Origin of the sequence: Streptomyces sp. NRRL F-5126, from assembly GCF_000721265.1 — a bacterium.
Taxonomy (GTDB): Bacteria; Actinomycetota; Actinomycetes; order Streptomycetales; family Streptomycetaceae; genus Streptomyces.
Window position 1 is genome coordinate 278,303 of the sequence record NZ_JOFZ01000008.1, and the last position, 21,222, is coordinate 299,524.

Consider the following 21,222-nt stretch of genomic DNA (forward strand, 5'->3'; position numbering starts at 1 on the left):
GGAGCGGGCCGCGCGGGCTGTACGGGCTGTGCGGGGGCGGGGGTGGGGTGCCGCGACGCGGCGCTCACGCGGGGGCCTGCCCCGGGTGGGGGATCGGGTCCGGGCCGCCCGGGCGGCCGGGGCGACGGGGCTGCGCCGGGCGACCTGCTGATGGCGGGCGGCGTGCGACGGCGATGGGGTGCGACGGCGATGGGGTGCGAGGCGCCCGGGTCATCCTGTGCGCGCGGTCCGGGGCGACGCGGCGTGCGGTGGTCACCCCGGCGGCGGCCGGGCGGTGGGCCGCCGACGGGCGACGGGCCCCGGCGGGGCCGGTCAGTTGCCGACGTGGCGGGTGGCCGTGCACCGCATCCGCAGGTCGGCCGCGGGCGGGCGGGTGCGACGCGGCCGGTGCGACGGTGCACAACGGACCGGTTGGTCGGCCTCCGGCCGGGAGTCTCGGGTGGCCTCGCCGTCTTCGCGGCGGGGAGCGAGGGACGGCGGGTCGCCCGGGGCGGTGGGACGGGGAGGAGGGCGGACGCGGCCCGTAGCCCGGTACGCCCCTGTGCGGCCAGTGCGGCCCGTGGGTCAGATGCGGCCCGTGAGGCAGTGCGGCCCGTGGGGCAGTGCGGCCCGTGGGTCAGATGCGCGCGTCCGGGGCCGTGAGGCGGGCCCAGACCGTCACTTCGCCCGAGGCGCTGTCGCGGACCCCCCAGTCCTTCGCGAGCGCGGTGATGATGGTGAGCCCCCGGCCGCCGCGTGCCGTCACCGAGGGCCGTGCCGGGACAGGGCGCGTGGGACCACCGCCGTCCGTCACCTCGACCGTCAGGCCCCCCGCCGTATCGACCCGCCACGCGGCTCTTATGCCGCCGTCGCCGCGCTCCGACCGCCGCAGCGGCCTGCCGTGCCGGCAGGCGTTGCTCAGCAGCTCGGAGAGGATCAGCTCGGCATCCTCCACGACCGTGTCCGAAACGCCGCTGCCGCTCAGCTGCTCGCGCATGCGGTGCCGCGCCTCGCCCACGCCCGATGGGCCGTGGGACACCGCGACGCCCGACGACGCCGGTACTTCCTGCACCCCTGTGACCGCCATCCCGAGACCTCCCTTCGCCCACGCCACGGGTTGGATGCCCCGACCGTCTGGGCCGGAAACCGGCCACCGGGCAGCCTTTGACGCACTCGTGACATTCGGACACGGAGCGAACGCGCCGGGGCACAATCCGCCAAGCCACCACGTACGACCTGCGGTTTTTAACCCGTTACGAGGCGATTCGTCCCAATTGCCGCAGGACCTGTTTCGGCCGGTTCGTGATGATCGCCTCGACCCCGAGCCGCACGCACAGCTCCACGTCCTCCGGCTCGTTCACCGTCCACACGTGGACGCGGTGCCCGGCGCGGTGCAGCCGGGCGATGTAGCCGGGATGGCTGCGCACGATCCGCATCCCGGGCCCCGCGATCCGCGCGCCCGCGGGCAGGCGCCCGTCCCGCAGCCGCGGCGAGATGTACTGCATCAGGTAGACGGTCGGCAGCTGCGGCGACGCACGCGCGACGCGGTGCAGCGAGCGCGCCGAGAACGACATGATCCGCACGGTGGACTCCCCCGGCGCGGGCTGCGCGAGCCCGAACCGTCCGAGCGTCTCGAGCAGCCGCGCCTCCACCTGGCCCGCCCAGCGGGTCGGGTGCTTGGTCTCCACCGCGAGCTGCACCGGCCTGCCCGCGTCCGCGACCAGCTCAAGCAGGCGTTCGAGCGTCAGCACCGACGTGTGGCCGGGGTCGCGGTACTCCGGGCTCTCCTCGCTCGTCGCGTACGCGGGGCTCTTCTTCCACGTGCCGAAGTCGAGGGCGGAGAGGTCCGAGAGTTCCAGTGCGGACACCGCGCCGCGGCCGTTGGATGTACGGTTCACCCGGCGGTCGTGCACGCATACGAGATGACCGTCGGCCGTGAGCCGTACGTCGCACTCCAGGGCGTCCGCGCCGTCCTCGATGGCCTTCATGTACGCGGCGAGGGTGTGCTCCGGCGCGTCCTCCGAGGCTCCCCGGTGGGCGACGACCTGAATGCTGTGCTGGCGGGTTTGGCTCACCGCGTCATGGTCCCACCGTGACGGGGCAAGAGGCCGTACGGGCGGACCCACCGGCCGGTCGGCTCGAAGTGCGTCCTCTTTGTCCGAAGTAAAAGATGGCCAAAAGACGCACAGGTCCTGCTTACAGTGGCCCGACGTGCCGTGGGTAAGGGTTAACCCCGACACTTGCACAGCGGGACGTTTGCAGCGGGACGCCTGCCGACGACAGACGCGGAACGTGGAACCGAGGAGTAAAGAGCTGTGAGCACCGAGAACGAGGGCACTGCGGGCGAGGGCACGGAACGCCCCGCCACCCAGTCCGTACCTCCGGGGCCGGACGCCGCTCCTGACGGCGCCGCCGCTCGCGAGGCCACTCCGACGGCGGAGATCCCCCGCACGAACTCACCGGACGTCTCGTCCTCGTCCCCTTCTTCCCCCTCCGGTTCCCCCGCGGACGCATCCGGGGCTCCCGCGGACCGGGCAGCCACTCCCGCCGAGGGAGGCGACTCCCCCGCGGCGGCCCCGGCCTCCCCTGCGCCCTCGCCGGCGCCCGCGGCCCCGGCCCCGGCCCCCGGCCCGTACGCGAAGAACGAGCCGCCCACATCCGCGTCGCACGAGCAGGCGCCCTACGGCGCCTACGGGCAGGCGTCGGGCGGCGCCACCCCGCCCCCACCGAACCAGCCCCCGGCCGGCGGCTGGCCCCCGCCCGCCCCGCCCGCCTACCCCGCTTACGGGGCCCCCGGCGGCCAGGGCTACGGGGGCAGCGGCGGCTTCGGCGGCCCCGAAGGGCCCGGCGACCACGGCGGCGGCCCCGTCTGGGGCGCGCCCGAGCCCCAGCCCCCGCAGCGCGGCGGCCGCATCAGGGGCGGCCTGATCGCCGCGGTCATCGTCGGCGCGCTCGTCGCGGGCGGCATCGGCGGCGGCATCGGCTACTGGGCCGCGTCGAGCAGCGACGACGGCGGCGTCGGCTCGACGACGGTCGCCGCGGCCGACCTGCCCAAGGGCAAGGCGGCAGCCGGCTCGGTGGCCGCGGTCGCCCACAACTCGCTCCCGAGCGTCGTCACCATCGACGCGACGAACGGCAACGGCAGCGGCGACACGGGCACCGGCTTCATCTTCGACAAGCAGGGCCACATCCTCACGAACAACCACGTGGTCGCGGACGCGGCGAGTGGCGGCAAGCTGACCGCCACGTTCTCGAACGGCAAGAAGTACACGGCGAAGGTCGTCGGCCGGGCCCAGGGCTACGACGTCGCCGTCATCAAGCTGGTGAACGCGCCCTCGGGCCTCAAGCCGCTGCCGCTCGGCAACTCCGACAAGGTCCAGGTCGGCGATGCGACGATCGCGATCGGCGCGCCCTTCGGCCTGTCCAACACGGTCACCACCGGCATCATCAGCGCCGAGCACCGGCCGGTCGTCTCGGGTGACGAGAGCGGCAACAGCACCTCGTACATGAGCGCGCTGCAAACCGACGCGTCCATCAACCCCGGCAACTCCGGCGGCCCGCTGCTCGACGCGCGCGGCGCGGTCATCGGCATCAACTCGGCGATCCAGCCGGGCGGCGGTGGCGGTGGCGGCGGCCTCGGCGGCAGCAGCAGCCAGCCGGGCTCGGTGGGCCTCGGCTTCGCGATCCCGATCAACCAGGCGGCCGGCGTCGCCCAGCAGCTGATCAAGACGGGCCAGCCGGTCTACCCGATCATCGGCGCCACGGTCACCATGGACTCCGGCCAGCAGCAGGGCGACCAGGGCGGCAACGGCGCGGTCATCGCCTCCCAGGGCGTCGGCGGCAGCCAGGCGGTCACACCGGGCGGCCCCGCCGCGAAGGCGGGCCTGCGGTCGGGCGACGTGATCACGAAGTTCGACGGCACCGCGATCGACAGCGGCCCCACGCTGATCAGCGAGATCTGGACGCACAAGCCGGGCGACCAGGTCAAGCTGACGTACCAGCGCGACGGCCAGAGCCACACGGTGCAGGTGACGCTGGGCTCCCGCAAGGGCGACAGCAACAACTGACGAGGACGGCCCCGGGCCCCGCGTCCCCACCGGGGGCGCGGGGCCCGCGTGTTGAGCGCCGGGGCAGTTCCGCCGCAGGCGCCCGGCGACCCCTCACCCGAAGGTGAACGAATACGCGCTCAGCCCCGGCGACAGCTTCACTTCGAGAGTCCCGCTCGTCGGGCTGTCCCCGTGCACGACGGTGTAGATGTCCGGCGCCCCCGACACCGTCTGCGTCGTGGTCCTGCCGTCGAGCGTGGTGGTGATCGTCCCCGTACCGCTGACGTCGAGATAGACGTCGTCCGCCGAGAACGCGAGCTTGATCGCCGCGTCCTTCTTCGCCGTCAGGGACTCCTTGCCGACGGACCAGGTGCCGTCAAGCGCGAACGCGTTGCCCGGCACGGACGACGGTGCCGTGAACCGGCGCACGCCCTCGGAGAGCCGCCCGTCCACGAAGGACCCCGCACGCTCGGAGCCGAGGTACGTCTCGGGCGTCAAGTCCTGGTCGGTCGGCGTCGTGTCCGCTACGTGCGTGGCGGGCGGCAGGTGCACACCCGGGTGCGCGGCCGTCAGCAGCTGCCGGATCAGCCGCTCGCTCGTGTCGTACTCGCCCTCGCCGACCGCCACATGGCGCACCTCGCCCTTGGCGTCGATCAGGTACTCGGCGGGCCAGGAGTCGTTGCCGAAGCTGTTCCAGGTGGTGAACTTGTTGTCGAGCGCGATGGGATAGCGCATGTGCAGCCGCTTCGCCCCGGCGCGGACGTTGGCCGGCACGTGCTCGAAGGCGTACTCGGGCGCGTGGACACCCACGACGACGAGCCCGTCCTTCTCATACTCCTGGTACCAGGCGTTGAGGTGCGGGATCGCCCGCTGGCAGTTGATGCACGAGTACGCCCAGAAGTCGACGAGCACGACCTTGCCCTTGAGCGCGCTCGCGGGCAGGGGCTTGCCGCCGGGGGTGTTGAACCACTGCTGGATGCCGGAGATCGCGGGCGCCTTGCCGCAGTCCGCGAGGTCGGGGGACGGCAGCATCGCGCAGTGCTGCAGCCCGGCGGCCTGCTCCTGCCCCAGCGCGCCGACGGCACCCGACTTGTCGAGCGCCTGGTTGAGTCGGCCCGTGTAGTCGGGCACGGCCCGCTGGAGCGCGTCGGTGACGTTGAAGGTGAGCGCCACGGCCAGCCCGATCACGACGAGGCCCGCCACGAACCGCACCCGGCGCTGCCGCTCGCGGAACACCTTGACCCGCTCGGCGACGCCGCGGCCCGCGAGCGCGAAGAACAGCAGCGGCGCCGCGGTGCCGACGGCGAACGCCAGCGTCAGGGCGACGGTCCCGGCCCCGACGCGGTGCGTGGCGCCGGCGACGGTGATCGCGGCGAGCACGGGCCCCGCGCATGGCACGTAGACAGCGCCGAGCGCGAGCCCCAGCACGAAGTCGCCGCGCTCGCCCCTCACCCGCCGCTGCCCGATCCGCGCGAAGGGCCGCTCCAGCAGGTCCTGCACGCGGGGGAACATCATGGCGACGCCGAGCACCACGAGCACCACGAGCCCGGCCCACCGGATGATGTCCTGCGGCACGGGCAGGGCGCTGACGACGAGCGTCCCGAGCAGCGTGAACACGCTGAAGCTGACCGCGAGCCCGGCGACGACGAGATACGGCCGCCGCCGCACGCCACCCGTCATGAAGACGACGGGCAGCACGGGAAGGACGCAGGGGGAGATCCCGGTGACGAATCCGCCGACAAGTCCGATGAGTACCAAAGTGAGCACGGACTCACGCTAGTTCGGCGCGCGGCGTCCCGGGACCGCCAGGCTGCCCGTACGGCCATGTTTCACCAAACGGTAAGGACCCGCAGGACTCAGCCCTGGCCGTCGTCCTCACGCCGATACCGCCGAGACCCGTTCCGCCGGACGCCGGGTCATCCCCGGCCGCCGCCCCGAACGGCCCCGGAAGCACTCTGTGCGGCGTCACCGGCAGCCCTGGACACTCCCTCGACGGACTGGCCGACGCACTCACCAACGCCCTTCCCCGCCCCCTGGCCCCCAGCCCCCGCCCGGCATCACCAGAACCGCCATAAAACGGACGATCGCCCCGCGCGCCGTGAAGAGCTTGACCTGGAGTGCACTCCAGGTCCTACGTTCTCGGGCAGCCCCTGCCGCGACAACGAAGGACGAGCATGAGCGACGAAACCCCCGCCCGCGCCACGACCGCCGAGACCCGCGAGGACCGCTTCGAGCGCGGCATGGAGGTGCTGGACAGCGTCGACGGCGAGGTGGGCCGCAAGGTCGTCGACTCCCTGGCCGATGTCTCCCCGGAACTCGGCCACCAGGTGGTCGCCTGGGCGTTCGGCGACATCTACAGCCGCCCGGGCCTGGCCCCACGCGACCGCCAGTTGGTGACGCTAGGCATGCTGACGGCCCTCGGCGGCTGCGAACCGCAACTGGAGGTGCACATCAACGCGGCCCTCAACGTCGGCCTGACCCCGGACGAAGTGGTCGAGGCCCTGCTCCACGCGTCGGTCTACTGCGGCATGCCCAGGGCCCTGAACGCCACGGCGGTGGCCAAGAAGGTCTTCGCAACGCGAGGCACCCACCCCATCACGTGACGCCAGGACCGCGCACGCGGCCGAAGGCCACCACCACGAGGACGCACCACACGTTAAGCTGTGCCTGCCCCACTGCAGGCAAGTCGCGGGGCAAGGTGGGTTGCCCGAGCGGCCTAAGGGAACGGTCTTGAAAACCGTCGAGGCGGCAACGTCTCCGTGGGTTCAAATCCCACACCCACCGCAGGTGAACGGCCCCTGACCAGCTAAGACGGTCGGGGGCCGTCGTCATGACCTGTACCCGTCCGGCATTGCTGTGCTCCTGCTTTCCCTCTCCATCAGGCACGGATGGGGGTGCACGGGGGCACGGGGCAACGCGCCTGTTGCACCATTCCCACGGGGCGGCCCGTCCCGACACAATGTCGCGATGATGCTGATCAATCACGACTACCGGAGGCTGTGGGCGGGCCAGTTGGTGTCGCAGTCCGGCGACTTCGTCTTCAGCACGACGTTGTCGCTCTGGATCGGCACGGTCTTGCTGAAGAACACGTCGTACGCCCCCGCAGGCGTCTCGGCACTCGTAGCGGTCGTAGCCGTGGGCACGCTGACCGTCGGGCCGCTCGCCGGAGTGTTCGTCGATCGATGGGATCGCCGGCGCACCATGCTCGCGGCGGATCTTGCACGGGCAGCGCTCGTCGCGGTGCTGACGGTGCTGGCCTTCCTGCCCGTCGGGACTGTGCCGGAGACCGGTCTCCTCGTGGCCGCGTACTCGACGGTGCTGCTCACTACGTGCGCCGCCCAGTTCTTCAACCCGGCCCGGTTCGCCCTCATCGGCGACGTGGTCGGTTCGCAGGACAGGGCGAGGGCCGCCGGTATCGGTCAGGCCACTCAGGCCATCGCCGGCATCGCCGGGCCGCCACTGGCAGCGCCCCTGTTGTTCACGATCGGTGTGCAGTGGGCGCTACTGCTCAATTCGCTCTCATTCTTGGCGTCCTTCGCCGCCATACGCGCCGTGCGTCCACCTGCCCGGCCCGCGACCGCCGCTGCCCCTGGAGCCGGGCGGGGGTTCGCAGGTTTTGCCGCGGAGTTGACCGCTGGCCTACGGCTCGTAGCCGCCAGCCGCACGGTCACCGTGCTGATCACGACGGTCGTCCTGGTCACCGTTGGCGCCGATGCCCTCAACTCTCTCAACGTGTTCTTCGTGTCCGACAACCTCCACGCGGCCTCGCGCTGGTACGGGACGCTGGAGATGGCGATGGGTTTCGGGCTGATAGCCGGTGCGCTGCTGGCGACCCGGCTGGCGGACCGGATCGGTGCGCGGCGTGTCTTCTCGCTGGGGCTGCTGCTGACCGGGGTCGGTATCGTCGTGTATTCACGGCTTGGCTCGCTGGGCCTCGCGCTCATCACGTTGACGGTTGTCGGCCTGCCGCTCGCGGCGGTCAACACCGCCCTCACCCCCATCCTCCTGGCAGAAGTCCCTCGCTCACACCTCGGCCGGGTCATCGCGGTATGCAATCCATGCCAGCAGATCGGCGCGCTGGTCGGCGTATCACTGGCCGGCTGGCTCGCCAGCGGCCCCCTGCGCGACTTCCACTCGAGCCCCGCAGGACTGCACCTCGGCCGGATCGACACGATCTTCACGGCGGCTGGACTTCTGGTGATTGCCGGAGGGGCGTACGCGGCTGTGGCGCTACGTTCCGGGCACCGGACTCTGGTCGAGGACCGTCCCGGCCACGACCCGGAACGGGGCTCCGGGGCCGACACTCTCCAGGACACCGGCCCGGCCTGAGCACGGCGACGAACATCCGAGGGCGCAACGGTGAGGACAGCCCCAGTTCGGATGCTTACACCTGGTTGCAGGACTCGCTCTTCGCCGAGTCATGGCAGCAGGTCGTGGATGTGGTGGCCGAGGCCGATCGATTCGGGCTCCTCGCCATCCACGGCCTGATGGCCGCTGCCGCGCACCGGCTCGGCCACGCGAGCCTGCGCGTAGCTACCCGGCATTACGCCCGTCCGGCGGCCCGGTCGTGACGACCAGATGGCGGGGTCGGAGGCGGCGTCGTCGTGGGGTCTTCCCCGGCGAGTTTGCCGGCGAGCCGCTGTATCGCCGATCGGATGCCGTGTCCGTAGGCGTCATCGTTGAGCGCGTCGAGGTGCTCTTGGGCCTGGGCCAGGTGCGCGCGGGCCTGCGCGATGTCTTCGAGTTTGTGGAAGTCCGCGGCGAGGTTGAGGTGCAGGGACGGGTGGAACCCGCGGATGGCCAGGGAGGAGTCATGCTGCTTGGCCCGGTCGTCGGTGATCGATGCGGCGGCGTCCAAGGCACGCAGATCCCAGGCCAGTTCGTCCCGTAGGTTTTGCTGGAGATCGGCCATGTAGTGGGCGAGGACGCAGCGGTGGAACGGGTCGCCGTCCGAGGCGATTTCCGCCCAGATCTCGGTGAACCGCTGCCGGGCACCATCGAGGTCGCCCGCCTGCTGCAGTGCCATGGCTTCCTCGATGCGCTTCATGGTCCTGTCCTCGGTGGTCACGGCAGCCTCTCCGTCGCTTGTCGGTGATTGCGAGGAAGCGTAGGGGCAGCCAGTGACAATGACCGGGACCGGACCAGTTTCCCTCGGAAGCGAACCTCGCAGAGATCAAAGTGCTCCTCCAGCGCGGAACTGATCAGGAGTGGCGGCACACGGAGGAAGCCTGCGTCACGGAAGCTTGGCTGACCACCGAGGGTGGTTGACCCCACCGGACCCCGTACCGCGTGCATGCCCCAACGGGCGGGGATCCGGGGGGAACCACGGCGTTCGACCGGCGCGGAACTGTCCCATGACCAGAGGGAGCTGTGGGGTGCCAGGGTGCGCACACGGGGGCTTAGGGGTGTGGGTCGGGTGACGGGGGCGTGGAGGGGGTTGGGGGCGGTGTGAGGGGAGCGGTCCCGGGTGCGGTGCGGACCGCCGGGGTGTGGTGGGGTTCCTGCAACCGCTCGGTCCTCGGGCCTGTCGTAGCGGGGGACAGACGCAGACGCGAGAGCTGTGGTCGGCATGCGTGAGGAGTGGACAGCCATGGCAGGACCGGAGTTGGGGAAGAGGGCCACGGGGCTGCTGGCCGCGGGCGCGCTGCTGGCGGCGGCGCCGCTGATGGCCGCCTGCGGCGGGGATTCCGACAGCGCCTCGGGCGCCGCGTCCCCGTCCGCCTCGGCGAGTGTGTCGAGCAGCCCGTCCGATTCGTCCGGCTCCGGCTCCGACTCCGGGGCCGGCGGCGAATCGGGAACGCCGGCGGACGGCCAGTCCACGGCCTCGGGCGTAGTCGCATCCTGGGTCAGTGCGGTCATCGCCAAGGACGCCAAGCAGGTCTGCCGGCTGTCCGTGGCGCCGGGCAGCAAGTCGGACCCGAAGCCCGCCACTGCCCAGACCTGCACCGAGGCCACGCTGAAGCAACTGGAGGTCGGGCTGCCGAGCATGAGCGAGGCCTTCAGCCCGAAGGGCAGCTCGGGCACGCCGCAGGTGCAGGTGGACGCGCCCGAGCCGAAGGGCGATTCGGTGACCGTTCCCTCCGTGAAGATCAAGGTCGACGGGCAGCGGCTCCGGGCGATCCTGGTGTCCCGCTCAAAGGGCGTGGAAACCAAGTCGTTCAGGGCCAAGGCGAAGGCCGACCGTATCGACGGCAAGTGGTACATCGGCGACTTCGACATGGGCTCCAGCGGGTCCCAAACGATCCAGCCGAAGCCGCAGAAGACGCAGGGTCGGTGAGCGGGGGCCCTCGGCAGGTGAAGACGGGGGCTGCGCTTGGTCCGCAGAGGGCCAACGGGCGATGAGTGATCCCATGATGGCTCTGGCCGCAGGGCGGAGGAGCGGGGCGCGCACTCAGTACCGCGGGTCAGTGGCCGCCACTGGGGATGTCGCAGCCGGAGTGGTCGGGGTAGCCGCCGAAGGCGTGCGCTTGCGTGACGTCGCGGCTCATGGTGCCCTCGACGCACACCGGGGAGGCATTGACCTCGACAAGGAAGCTCACCCCGGTAGGACCGTTCTGATACGACTCCACCGAGTCGGCGGGGTAACCAAGGCCGGTGAGCGCGCTGCGGGTGCTTGCCGGGGCGAAGTCGCCGCGCTTGCGCAGCGGTTCGAGCGCCTTCTCGATACGGCCGACGGCCGCGAGTCCGTCGCAGCGGCTCTGCCCGTACAGGGGGAAGGGGATCCGGAACCCATGGTTCTCGGCGTAATGGTCGCCCGGCGCGGCCGAAACCGAATTGGCCGAGGTCGTCGGTGTGGGCGTGGCCGTCTCCCCGGGGCACGGGAAGTTCGCCGGCGTGCTCGGCGTCGATATCCCGGTCGGTGTGGGGTGGCTGCTCCGGTACGCGTCGCCGGCGCTCTCCGGTCGCTGCGTTCCGCAGCCTGCCGTCAGTAGGGCAAGCATCGCCAGCGGCAGTGCCCCGCGCTGGACCTTCATCGTCCTGGTCACCGTCATGTACCGATCATTGCCTACGGCGGCGGTGACCATCCTGAGTCGTCCTACTTAGGTCGGTGGTTCGGTTTCACCGGGCAGAGCTCGCGGTCAGCTCATGCACGAGCCCTCCTCCGGGGCGTCCTCCCAGGTGTGTTGCTCGGTGTGGCCGACGAACAGGCAGCAGCCCTCGCCGTCAGGTCCGGGGGCAGAAATCTGGCAGTCCGGCAGGACGATCAGGTCCACCTCGGACTTCCCCTGCCAGCGAAGCCACAGCGCCGTCCCGTACTCGTCCAGGTCACCGATCAGGCCGAAGTGTTCGGTGTCCTCGCCGTGCGTGGGCAACTGGCACCGCACGGCCCTGTCGACGCACTCCGCTGCCGACCTCTCCCGCGCTTCCCGCGCCACGTTCAACGGCACCGAGCGCCAGTGCGTGCAGCGCATCACGACACCGTCCGGATGGACGCGACCGAGTACCGCTGCCGCCGCACGCACCGGCGACAGGCACACGGTGGGTAGCGGCCCGGGTTGTCCGGGACCAGTGGATCGGCCCCCACGCGCACCTCCGTGAGAGGCCCCCACGTCCGTCCGGAGTCCTGGGAGACCCGTAGCGTCATCCGTACGTCGTCCTGTCCGTTCGCCATGGTCAGGAGCATCGCGATGCGCGGGCTCGGCCAGAAAGGCCAAGCGGATTACCCAACGTGGGTAATATCACTCTTGGTTCGCCAATGTCAGCTATCCGTAGTCGTCATTCCGGAGCGTCTCCGATGCCCAAGCCACCTCGCTCGAAGGAACTCCCGGTCGGCCTGCTCACGGATCCAGCAATGATCGGGGCGTGCCGGGCCAGAGACTTCGGCCGTATCTTCAAGCTGCTAAAAGCCCGAGCGGGTATCTATCCGTCGATGATCGCGCGCCGCTGCGACCTCACCCCGAGCCGTGTGGGCGAAGTGATCGCCGGACGAAGACAGTTGTTGCACATGGACGTGATCGAGCGGATCTCGGACGGCCTGCACATCCCCGGGCACATGCTCGGCCTTGCCCGGCGCGCCTGGGAGGCGCCCGCCGGTCTGACGGTCACGCCCCGAGAACCGACCGAGGAACCGACCCCGCCGGACGAGCCGCTGACCGCCGCGCTGCCAGGAGCCGATGTGGACAGCATCCTCGCTCTCGCGGCCGAGCGGGATCTCAGCCCGTCGACGTTGGACGCACTGCATTCATCGATCGCGGACTACTGGCGCCGGGACGACGAGCACGGTGGCGAGTCCTTACGGCCGGCGGTCGTCGGCCAGCTCCGCTACGTCGTCGATCTCCTCAAGGAACAGCAGCCCGCTCCCTTGCGGGACGGCCTGCACAGCATCGCGGCCGAGTTGGCCAGGCTGACCGGCTGGACCTACTTCGACGCACGCCAATACAACCAGGCGCGCGCCTACTTCACCGAATCCCTTGCCCTGGCCAAGGCCATCGGCGACCACACGTTCATGGCCAACGTCCTCGCCTGCATGAGCCTGCAGGCCACCTACCAGGACAAGCCCGGCGACGCCCTCGCACTCGTCAACGCGGCACAGGACCAGGCCAGAGCGCTCCTGGGGACGACACCGCGCGTACTGGCCATGCTCGCGATGCGTGAGGCCTTCGCCCACGCCACGCTGGTCGACCACGATGCGACCCACATCGCGATCTCTGAAGCTCACACCCACTTCGGCCGGATCAGTACCGGCGATCCCGACCCGGCCTGGGTCGCTTACTTCAACGAGCCGAAGCTCATCGTGGACACCGGCATCGCGCACGGCCGCCTGGGCGAAGCCGCCCTTGCCGAGCCCCTCATCGCGGAAGCCCTCCGCCGAGAGGAGCGGACGAACCACCGGGGCCGCGCCTTTCACGCCTTCTGGCTCGCGCGGACCCAACTCCAGCGCGGCAAACTCGACGAAGCGTGTCACACGGCCATGGACGCCCTGGTTCCGGCGGCTGCCGTCAGCTCGCAACGAGTCGTCGGCCACCTTCGGGAGTTCCACGCGCAGTTGGAGCCGTTCCGCCGGGAACCGGCCGTGGTGGCGTACGAGGCCAAGCTTCGGGACGTACTGCCCGGCTGAGTCAGCGGATCGCCTCGTCCATGAGCAGGTAGAGCAGCCCGACGAGGGACCCGCTGCTGACGACCTCGCGTCGGTCGATCATGCCCCGCACGTCGGCCAGCGGTATCCACTCGATCCTGTCCGACTCGTTCTTCTCGGTCGGCGGACCCACGTACGTCGCCCCATCGGCCCGGAAGATGTGGTGCTGGGAATCGGTGATGCCGTTGGCCGGCTCGGCGTAGATCAGGGGCTCGACCGGGTCGGGCCGCCAACCGGTCTCCTCCAGCACCTCTCGGGCAGCAGCCTCAGCCGGCGTCTCCCCCTCCTCGACCAGCCCCATGGGCAGCTCCCACGCCCACGCGTTCGTGATGAAGCGGTGCCGCCACATCATCAGGACCTCGCGCCGTTCGTTGATAACAGCGGCCACGGCCAGGTGCCGTAGCTTGACGACGTGGTGCTCCCAGCGATTCCCGTCCGGCGTCTCGACGTCGGTGAGCCAGAGGTTCACCCAGCTGTTCTCGTAGATCGGACGTTCCCCGTGGATCTTCCACTGCATCGCTGCCGCCCCTCTCGATCGGCTTCCAGGATCGCAGGGATCGGCTTGGGAGTAGGCGGGAAGTGCTTGGCGATCGTATGTGAGTACTACGTGCCGAACTTGATCACGCAGGAGTACCCGCCGGGTCGTGCGTCTGCCTGCGCGTGAGCCTCCGCCTCGGGTATGTCGCCCGTAGACTCCCAGCTCTGAGAGGCGAGTTCGGGCCGTTGAGCTGCGAGCGCCGCATGGCGGAGTTGGATGCAGAGAACGCCGCGACGAGAGAGGTGGGTATGCCGCAGACCGAGGGTGCACGACTGTTTCGGGTGACCTGGATCGCGGGGGTCCGTCAGCACTTCCAGGGGGAGCCGAAGGTCGGCTACGTCACGCCGTGGGACGACACCCCGCAGTGGGAGCGCGAGGCGGCCGGCTCCGTTTACGAGCAGGTCCGTCACTTCGTCGAGATCAGCCACGGCACAACGTCGCGACTGTCCCGCGAGCAGAAGAGCCGCTTCGTCGCGACGTGCTGGACCGCTCAGATGTTCAAGCACTTCGGGGATCCGAAGCCCGGCTACGTGGCCGACTGGCCCGACCTGCCGTCTTGGCAGCAGGAGACCGACGCGGACATCTTCGAGGCCATCGAGAAGTCGTTGAGCTGATCGCAGGCGCGCCCTGGCCCTCGGGGGCGTAACTTTCCCGTGTTTACTGTCTCGTGCGCGACGCGCGGCCGTCGCACTCGGCCTCGGGGGAAACATGCTCATGCGCAGATGGAAGCCGGTTCTCGTCGTCCTGCTGCTCGCAGGTGTGAGTGCCTGCACCGCTTCATCCCGGCCGAGCGAGCCCGACCACGGCGCTGGACAGCAGACAGCCTCTGCCCAGCCCACCGACACATCGGCGGGCGTGCGCATTGATATGCCGTTCGATGGGAGCACCTTCATCGGCGGGAACGCCGCAGGTGTCCGCGCGCAGATCGACACGGAGGCACATCCCGTCAGCTTCGTCGACGTCAGCGGGCGGCACCGTGACGTCACCGACGAGGCCGACTGGAAGGTCTGCGCGCAGGAGCCGTCCAAGGGCGGCCAGGCGAACGGTCAGGCCGTCGTCTTCGGTGTCGTCATGACCGGTGAGCGCTGCTGAGAACGGCTATCGAGCTGCGTCGGGCCAATGTGGGAGAGTCAGGGTGCGGGCGTGGGGCGAGGCAAGGTCCCGCGAGCCGCCTCCCGGTCAACGGGCACGCGTGGCAGGCCAGGCACGCGCTACGCGTCCCCGAAGCGCAGTACGAAGCGTCGCTGCCAGGGCGTTTCCACCGCGCGGTGGTGGTAGCGCCGGCGGACGTACGCCACGGCTTCGTCCGGCGGGACCCCGTCGAGGACAGCCATGCATGCCAGGGCTGTTCCCGTCCGTCCCCGCCCGCCGCCGCACGCGACCTCGACGCGTGCGTTCCGTGCCCGGGTCAGCGCCTCCGCCAATACCTCCCGGGCTTCCCGGCGGTCCTTGGGGAGGCGGAAGTCGGGCCACCGCAGCCAGCGGGCTTCCCATTCCGTGCGGGGAGGCCGCTTACCGAGCAGGTAGACCGCGAAGGACGGTGCCGGTCCCGCGGGCAACGGGTGGCGCAAACCCCGGCCGCGTACCAGCGCGCCCGAGGGCAACCGCAGGATCCCGTCCGTCGAGTCCCACTTCTCGCCCATGCGGGCAGCCTATCGGGGGTTCATGCGCGGCAGAGGCCGTCGGGTGGCGCTACCCGACGTGTGCGTGACGTGACCGAAAGTGCACCGGTTTCGACGAGTCGTCAGCGGCCGGTCGGGTCGCCGGACGCGAGCGGGGTGAGCGGCGCGCGAGGCGCGCGGCTTCGACCTGCGGTGATGTGGGCGTGATCAGAATTCTTGCGATTAATCCCGGTTTGTGTGGTTTTGAGGCTGTGAGTGGATACCCGGTGCTCGAACCGCGAACCAAGGAGGAATCGCGATGATCACACAGGCACAGATCCCCGCGGTCCTGGACCACCCCGTCTACGATTCCGGCGGGAACAAGATCGGCAGCGCGAAGCACGTCTTCTACGACGACGCCACGGGGAATCCCGAGTGGGTCACCGTGAAGACCGGGATGTTCGGCTCGAGCGAGTCCTTCATCCCCACGCACGACGCCAGTCTCGTCCAGGACCACCTGGAAGTCCCCTACGGGAAGGACCAGATCAAGGACGCGCCCAACGTCGACATCGACGCCGGCGGGCACCTCTCCGAGCAGGAAGAGCACCGCCTGTACAAGTACTACGGCCTCGATGGCGGCCTCGACGACCGGCAGGGCGGCAAGCACGCCAAGACCGGTGGCGGCCCGGACGCCAAGGGCGGCATGGCCGCCATGGGCGGTGCCGGTGCCGTGGGCGCGGCCGGTGCGGCAGGGACGGCGAACCGGCGTGACTCCGCCGCGGAAGCGGGCAGCGCGGGCACCGCGGCCATGGCCCCCGGCGACGCCTCGGCGCTCGACCTGGACAAGGAGGCCATGGGCAGGGACACGGCGAGCCGCGGCCCCACCAGCACCGCGCGTGCCGACGAGCGAGCCGAGGACATCGCCATGACACGCTCCGAGGAGCACATGACGGTCGGCACCGAGCGCCACGAGTCCGCCAGGGCCAGGCTGCACAAGTACGTGGTCACCGAGGAGGAGCAGCAGACCATCCCCGTGCGCCACGAGGAAGTGCGTGTCGTACGCGAGCCGATCACCGCGGAGAACCGCGACGCCGCCATGCGGGGCGCCGACATCTCCGAGGCCGACCACGAGGTCACGCTGCACGAGGAGCGCCCGGTGGTCGAGATGCACACCGAGCCCGTGGAGCGCGTCCGGCTGACCACCGAGGAGAAGGTCGAGCAGCAGACCGTCAGCGGCACCGTGCGCAAGGAGCGCATCGAGGCCGAGACGGAGGCTCCGGACGGGACGAAGGGGCACGTGTCCGGCCAGGATCGCGGTGGCCGCGGCGGGATGCCCCGGTCCTGACCGGTCCTGACGCGATCGAGTCGGGTCGACCGGGAGGCGGCCCGCCGGGCAGCCGCCCGGCCGACCCGACTGTGCGTACGGTCAGTGGAACGGCGTGGGCCGCGACGTGTTGGACGTCGCGGCCCACGCCGCTGCCACGAGAGAGCGGAGAGGGCGGAGAGTGCACGGTCGTCATGGGGCCCGTGGCGGCGCGCCGCCCCCCGGCCGCGCGCCGCCGCGTGTGCTCACCGCCCCCGCGTCAGCCGTGACGCCGAGGCGATCGTCGCCCGCGCCTCCTGCTCGGTGAGCCCGGTGTGCAGCGCCGCCTCGACCAGCGTCTCCGCGAGCGCGTCGCCGAAACCGTGCTCGTACGCGCGGCACGCGGCCCAGAACAGGCGCGTGTTGCGCTGCCCCTCGTGTGCCGCGAGTACGAAGTGCACCAGGCCCTCGCCCTGCCGTGACGGGCGGCCCGGCCGCGGGTGCCCGTGGCGCGCCGGTGGCGTCAGGAGACGCAGCAGCGCGCGCGGGCAGGCCGCGGGCCGCAGGTCCGCCGTCCCGCCGGCGAGGCGGTACGCGCCGCGCGCGGTGACCGAGCCGGGGCCGACGAGGTAGCCGCCCGCGCCCCGTACGTCGATGCCGGGCGCGAGGCGGCCGGCGGAGTTCGGCACGACCACGTTGGGCGGCCCGCTCAGCCAGATGTGGCGGCCGCCGCTCGGGGTGAGCACCGTGACGGTCTCCGGCAGCGTGAAGAGGTGCTCGAACGCGAGCTGCTGGAGTGCGGCCACGGAGTCGGGCGTGGTGCCCTCCGCCGGCTCGTAGCCGCTGATGTCGAGGTCGATGCCGATCAGGTTGTACGGGGGGCGCCCGCACGCGATCCCGTACCCGGTCGCCCACGGCGCCGCGGCGAACAGGGCACGTACGGCCTCGGTGTCGGTGGTCGCGTCGTACACGCCGTGGCCGGGCAGGCCGCACTCGCCGCGGCACAGGACCGGTTCCGGCTGGCCTCGGTGGGGCGAGCGCAGCGCGGGGAGCTTGGTGGGGGACAGGGGGAAGACGGGGAGCCCGCGCTCGGCGGCGGACAGCGCGTGCGCGAGAGCCAGGGCGGCGGTGTGCCTGACGGTGGTGGCCATGTCTCCTATGTTCGCACGAACGTTCGAAGCGGCGGAAGAGATATTCGATTGTCTGTTCGTTTAAGTCGTCGGTTCGCGGTCGACGGCACGCCGATGTGCGGGTGGATCGCCGGAAATCTGCCGGAACGGTTCACCCCGTGCGCGGCGGGGTCCCGGGCCGGTCGCGCGCCTCGGGAGCGGGCCCGCCGAGTCGTGATGGGGGTTTATCGACAAGTCCTCACGCTTGCGAGGGAATCCCCCCGTCCGGGCTGGTTCGCCAGGGATTCGGTGGGCAATTCTGATCTCGCGACGTCGGGATCAACTTCCGAGGCGGCCGGCCAACTGCCTCGGGAAAAGCAGCACTTCAAGCAGCACATCGTGTCTCTGGAGGAAATCGAAATGGCAAGCATCCGCACCGCGCGCGTCATCGCCGCTGTTGCCGCACTCCCTCTCGCTGCTGCGCTGTTCACGGGGGTCGCCTCGGCTGACAACGGCAGTATCGCCGGCCACGGATCGAACGCGACGGTCGCGACGCTGTCCGGCAGCGGCGTGGGGCACAACAACTACGGCAACTCGACCACCACCCAGCAGGTGGCGACGGGTGCCGGCGCGTCCAACCAGAACAACACCGCCAACGTCATCGGCTCGGCGTTCACCGCCATCGACCAGCACAACGAGAACGTCACGGTGGCCTTCCACCACCTGTGGTGACCGGCCAGGTCCGGCAGGGGGAACAGGGGAACCGATCGGACTGGTGAGACAGACCGATCAGATCGATCAGACCGATGAGACCGATCGGGCTGATCGGGCTGATCGGGGCATGACCGAGCGGTGAGACGCGGCGGTCTGCGCGGCGGAGTGCGAGAGCCTCCGGCAGGTGCGGGAGCACCACGCGCAGGCCGTCGCGGCTTCGTGTCGTCCCCCGTCACCGCTCAGGGGCGACCCTGATGACGCCCGCGTACCGCCCTCCACCCGTAGGAGGTGGGGCCCGCCCGGGCCCTACACCCTGAGGGGGAGGGCGCTTCGCGACCTGGGGCCGATCCCCGCGGAGGCCGCCGCTCATAGCGTGGAGCACATGACCACGCCTGTCCGTACGAGCGCTTCCAGGGCCACGAGCCACGGCCACGCGCCCTACGCGTCCTTCTCCTCGTACATGCGGGCGCGGGGGCCCGTCCTCCTGCGCACCGCCCGATCCCTCACCGCCAACCCCCTGGACGCGGAGGACCTGCTCCAGACCGCGCTCACCAAGACGTACGTCGCCTGGGACCGCATCGAGGACCATCGCGCCCTCGACGGCTACGTGCGGCGGGCACTCGTCAACACCAGGACGTCGCAGTGGCGCAAACGCAAGGTGGACGAGTTCGCGTGCGACGAGGTGCCGGAGCCGGGTGCCGTCCACGACGTCGACCTGGCCGATCGCCAGGTGCTGCACGACGCGATGTGGCGCGCGATCAGCCGGCTGCCGGCCCGGCAGCGCGCGATGGTCGTCCTGCGGTACTACGAGGACCTGAGCGAGGCACGGACCGCCGAGGTGCTGGGGGTCTCCGTCGGCACCGTCAAGAGCGCGGTCTCGCGCGCCCTGGGCAAGCTCCGCGAGGACCCGGAACTCGCGCCCGTACGCTGACACCCCCAGAGGGAGCCACGCCCGCGTGGATCCGCACGCAGCGTGACGCGCCCTCGCCCGTGCGTCACTGTCCACCTCTGCGCCCTGCCCCGCGCGCCGCGTGAGCCCGGTTTCCGCGGGCCAAACACCCATACGCCTACTCTTGGGTAGTGACTTTTCCGCCGGTGTCCGAGCAGAATCCGAGCATCCCCCGCAGCCGCCACCCGGCGCCGTGGAACCACCCCCTCGGGAGGACGCCGTGCTGAGCACGATGCAGGACGTACCGCTGACCGTGACCCGCATCCTCAGGCACGGCATGACGATCCACGCCAGTTCCCGGATCGTCACCTGGACCGGGGACGGCGAGCCGCGGCGGCGGTCCTTCGCCGAGGTCGGCGGGCGCGCCGTCCAGCTGGCCTCGGCGCTGCGCGAGGACCTGGGCGTGACGGACGACGAGCGTGTCGCAACCCTCATGTGGAACAACGCCGAGCACGTGGAGGCGTACCTCGCCATCCCGGCCATGGGTGCCATCCTCCACACCCTCAACCTGCGGCTGCCGGCCGAGCAGTTGATCTACATCGCGAACCACGCAGAAGACCGCGTGATCATCATCAACGGGTCGCTGCTGCCCCTGCTCGCGCCGGCCCTCCCGCACCTGCCGACCGTCGAGCACGTCATCGTCAGCGGCCCCGGCGACCGCTCGGTGCTGGCCGACGCGGACGCGCAGGTGCACGACTACGACGAGCTGCTCGCCCGGCACTCACCGGACTTCGACGCGTTCGACTGGCCGGATCTGGACGAGCGCACGGCCGCCGCCATGTGCTACACGTCCGGCACGACGGGCGACCCCAAGGGCGTCGTCTTCTCGCACCGCTCCGTCTACCTGCACTCCCTGCAGGCGAACACCACGGCGGCGCTCGGCCTCACCGAGCGGGACCTGGCGCTGATCGTCGTGCCGCAGTTCCACGTGAACGCGTGGGGCGTGCCGCACGCGGCCTTCATGGTCGGCGCGAACATGCTGATGCCCGACCGCTTCCTGCAGCCCGCGCCGCTCGCCGACATGATCGAGCAGGAACGTCCCACCTACGCCGCTGCTGTGCCCACCATCTGGCAGGGCCTGCTCGCCGAGGTGACCGAGCACCCCAGGGACCTGACGTCGATGGCCCGCGTCACCATCGGAGGCTCCGCCTGCCCGCCGTCGCTGATGGCCGCGTACGACAAGCTCGGTGTCCGGCTCCTGCACGCCTGGGGCATGACGGAGACGTCGCCGCTCGGCACCACGTCGTTCCCGCCGGCCGGGCTCACCCCGGAGGAGGAGTGGCCCTACCGGGTGACCCAGGGCCGCTTCCCCGTCGGGATCGAGGCGCGGCTCGCGGGCCCGAGCGGCGAGTTCCTGCCCTGGGACAACGAGTCGGCGGGCGAGCTCGAGGTGCGCGGCCCCTGGGTGGCCCGCGCCTACTACGGCGGCGGCGACGGCCAGGAGCTGACGCCCGAGGACAAGTTCAGCCCGGACGGCTGGCTGCGCACCGGGGACGTCGGGGTGATCAGCCCGGACGGGTACCTGACGCTGACGGACCGCGCGAAGGACGTCATCAAGTCGGGCGGCGAGTGGATCTCCAGCGTCGAGCTGGAGAACGTGCTGATGGGGCACCCGTCGGTGGCGGAGGCCGCGGTGGTGGCCGTCCCGGACGGCAGGTGGGGGGAGCGCCCGCTGGCGACGGTCGTCCTCAAGGAGGGTGTGTCGGCCGACTGCCCCGAGCTGTACACGGAGTTGAAGGACTTCCTGGCGGAGCGCGTCGCGCGGTGGCAGCTGCCGGAGCGGTGGGCGCTCGTGGAGTCGGTGCCGAAGACGAGCGTCGGCAAGTTCGACAAGAAGGTGATCAGGCGCCAGTACGCCAACGGCGAGCTGGACGTGACGCAGCTGTAGGAGCCGTTCCAGCCGTCTT

At 70.9% G+C, this 21,222-nt stretch carries 20 protein-coding genes, 1 tRNA gene and 1 pseudogene; 12 read left to right on the plus strand and 10 right to left on the minus strand.

From position 1 onward, the window contains the following. Window positions 1–649: 649 nt before the first annotated feature. Both IH48_RS0119285 and IH48_RS0119290 read right to left on the minus strand, forming a co-directional pair. A pseudogene (locus IH48_RS0119285) lies at window positions 650–1,161 on the minus strand (ATP-binding protein); the annotation flags it as partial. Window positions 1,162–1,232: 71 nt separating this feature from the next. Next, window positions 1,233–2,054, minus strand: coding sequence for a glycerophosphodiester phosphodiesterase (locus IH48_RS0119290; protein WP_030905760.1), 822 nt, complete (start codon window positions 2,052–2,054; stop codon window positions 1,233–1,235). A gap of 240 nt (window positions 2,055–2,294) precedes the next feature. On the opposite strand from IH48_RS0119290, the gene IH48_RS0119295 reads away from it, so the two are divergent. Continuing rightward, window positions 2,295–4,046: a S1C family serine protease gene (locus IH48_RS0119295; RefSeq protein ID WP_030905763.1), complete on the plus strand. Its 1,752-nt coding sequence runs from the start codon at window positions 2,295–2,297 to the stop codon at window positions 4,044–4,046. A 93-nt stretch (window positions 4,047–4,139) separates the two neighbouring features. Here IH48_RS0119295 and IH48_RS0119300 read toward each other — a convergent pair whose 3' ends face one another. Then, entirely contained in the window at window positions 4,140–5,792 is a 1,653-nt protein-coding gene (locus tag IH48_RS0119300) for a cytochrome c biogenesis protein CcdA (RefSeq protein ID WP_030905767.1), read from the minus strand. 407 nt (window positions 5,793–6,199) lie between these two features. On the opposite strand from IH48_RS0119300, the gene IH48_RS0119305 reads away from it, so the two are divergent. The 3 genes from IH48_RS0119305 (at window position 6,200) to IH48_RS0119315 (ending at window position 8,354) form a co-directional block, all read left to right on the plus strand. Then, window positions 6,200–6,628 carry a carboxymuconolactone decarboxylase family protein gene (locus IH48_RS0119305; protein ID WP_030905770.1) on the plus strand — a complete coding sequence of 143 codons (429 nt, stop codon included), beginning with the start codon at window positions 6,200–6,202 and terminating at the stop codon, window positions 6,626–6,628. Between the two features lie 94 nt (window positions 6,629–6,722). Next, window positions 6,723–6,809 (plus strand) — tRNA-Ser (locus tag IH48_RS0119310). Between the two features lie 183 nt (window positions 6,810–6,992). Next, window positions 6,993–8,354 carry an MFS transporter gene (locus tag IH48_RS0119315; protein ID WP_030905773.1) on the plus strand — a complete coding sequence of 454 codons (1,362 nt, stop codon included), beginning with the start codon at window positions 6,993–6,995 and terminating at the stop codon, window positions 8,352–8,354. Between the two features lie 89 nt (window positions 8,355–8,443). Here the strand turns inward: IH48_RS0119315 and IH48_RS37390 are convergent, their stop codons facing one another. Both IH48_RS37390 and IH48_RS0119325 read right to left on the minus strand, forming a co-directional pair. Then, on the minus strand, window positions 8,444–8,569 hold the full coding sequence (locus tag IH48_RS37390; RefSeq protein ID WP_267885318.1) for a hypothetical protein: 126 nt from the start codon (window positions 8,567–8,569) through the stop codon (window positions 8,444–8,446). Continuing rightward, complete coding sequence (locus IH48_RS0119325; RefSeq protein ID WP_030905776.1) at window positions 8,569–9,093, minus strand: hypothetical protein; 525 nt, start codon at window positions 9,091–9,093, stop codon at window positions 8,569–8,571. The genes IH48_RS37390 and IH48_RS0119325 overlap by 1 nt, the downstream gene beginning before the upstream one ends. Before the next feature lie 522 nt (window positions 9,094–9,615). On the opposite strand from IH48_RS0119325, the gene IH48_RS0119330 reads away from it, so the two are divergent. Next, window positions 9,616–10,302 carry a hypothetical protein gene (locus IH48_RS0119330; protein ID WP_030905779.1) on the plus strand — a complete coding sequence of 229 codons (687 nt, stop codon included), beginning with the start codon at window positions 9,616–9,618 and terminating at the stop codon, window positions 10,300–10,302. 127 nt (window positions 10,303–10,429) lie between these two features. Here IH48_RS0119330 and IH48_RS36625 read toward each other — a convergent pair whose 3' ends face one another. Together IH48_RS36625 and IH48_RS0119340 are read right to left on the minus strand one after the other, a co-directional pair. Continuing rightward, entirely contained in the window at window positions 10,430–11,017 is a 588-nt protein-coding gene (locus IH48_RS36625; protein ID WP_030905781.1) for a hypothetical protein, read from the minus strand. An 87-nt stretch (window positions 11,018–11,104) separates the two neighbouring features. After that, the gene (locus tag IH48_RS0119340; protein ID WP_030905784.1) at window positions 11,105–11,437 is read right to left on the minus strand and encodes a hypothetical protein; all 333 of its coding nucleotides are present in this window, start codon (window positions 11,435–11,437) and stop codon (window positions 11,105–11,107) included. A 323-nt stretch (window positions 11,438–11,760) separates the two neighbouring features. On the opposite strand from IH48_RS0119340, the gene IH48_RS0119345 reads away from it, so the two are divergent. Then, a complete protein-coding gene (locus tag IH48_RS0119345) occupies window positions 11,761–13,083 on the plus strand; it encodes a helix-turn-helix domain-containing protein (RefSeq protein ID WP_030905787.1) in 1,323 nt (440 codons plus the stop codon). A gap of 1 nt (window position 13,084) precedes the next feature. Here the strand turns inward: IH48_RS0119345 and IH48_RS0119350 are convergent, their stop codons facing one another. Then, the gene (locus IH48_RS0119350; RefSeq protein WP_030905790.1) at window positions 13,085–13,618 is read right to left on the minus strand and encodes an NUDIX hydrolase; all 534 of its coding nucleotides are present in this window, start codon (window positions 13,616–13,618) and stop codon (window positions 13,085–13,087) included. A gap of 269 nt (window positions 13,619–13,887) precedes the next feature. Between IH48_RS0119350 and IH48_RS0119355 the strand changes: the two genes are divergently transcribed. Then, the gene (locus tag IH48_RS0119355; protein WP_030905793.1) at window positions 13,888–14,253 is read left to right on the plus strand and encodes a hypothetical protein; all 366 of its coding nucleotides are present in this window, start codon (window positions 13,888–13,890) and stop codon (window positions 14,251–14,253) included. Window positions 14,254–14,353: 100 nt separating this feature from the next. Further along, entirely contained in the window at window positions 14,354–14,731 is a 378-nt protein-coding gene (locus tag IH48_RS36310) for a hypothetical protein (protein ID WP_158710325.1), read from the plus strand. Between the two features lie 119 nt (window positions 14,732–14,850). On the opposite strand, the gene IH48_RS0119365 is transcribed toward IH48_RS36310, so the two are convergent. Next, entirely contained in the window at window positions 14,851–15,282 is a 432-nt protein-coding gene (locus IH48_RS0119365; RefSeq protein ID WP_030905799.1) for a protein-tyrosine phosphatase family protein, read from the minus strand. A gap of 277 nt (window positions 15,283–15,559) precedes the next feature. Between IH48_RS0119365 and IH48_RS0119370 the strand changes: the two genes are divergently transcribed. Beyond that, on the plus strand, window positions 15,560–16,585 hold the full coding sequence (locus IH48_RS0119370) for a PRC and DUF2382 domain-containing protein (protein ID WP_030905802.1): 1,026 nt from the start codon (window positions 15,560–15,562) through the stop codon (window positions 16,583–16,585). 224 nt (window positions 16,586–16,809) lie between these two features. Here the strand turns inward: IH48_RS0119370 and IH48_RS0119375 are convergent, their stop codons facing one another. Next, window positions 16,810–17,694 (minus strand): bifunctional DNA primase/polymerase, encoded by an 885-nt coding sequence (locus IH48_RS0119375; RefSeq protein ID WP_030905805.1) that lies wholly within the window; start codon window positions 17,692–17,694, stop codon window positions 16,810–16,812. A 378-nt stretch (window positions 17,695–18,072) separates the two neighbouring features. Between IH48_RS0119375 and IH48_RS0119380 the strand changes: the two genes are divergently transcribed. The 3 genes from IH48_RS0119380 (at window position 18,073) to IH48_RS0119390 (ending at window position 21,203) form a co-directional block, all read left to right on the plus strand. After that, window positions 18,073–18,384, plus strand: coding sequence for a hypothetical protein (locus IH48_RS0119380; protein WP_030905807.1), 312 nt, complete (start codon window positions 18,073–18,075; stop codon window positions 18,382–18,384). A 364-nt stretch (window positions 18,385–18,748) separates the two neighbouring features. Continuing rightward, a complete protein-coding gene (locus IH48_RS0119385; protein WP_030905810.1) occupies window positions 18,749–19,297 on the plus strand; it encodes a SigE family RNA polymerase sigma factor in 549 nt (182 codons plus the stop codon). A gap of 238 nt (window positions 19,298–19,535) precedes the next feature. Beyond that, complete coding sequence (locus IH48_RS0119390; protein ID WP_030905813.1) at window positions 19,536–21,203, plus strand: long-chain fatty acid--CoA ligase; 1,668 nt, start codon at window positions 19,536–19,538, stop codon at window positions 21,201–21,203. Window positions 21,204–21,222: the final 19 nt, after the last annotated feature.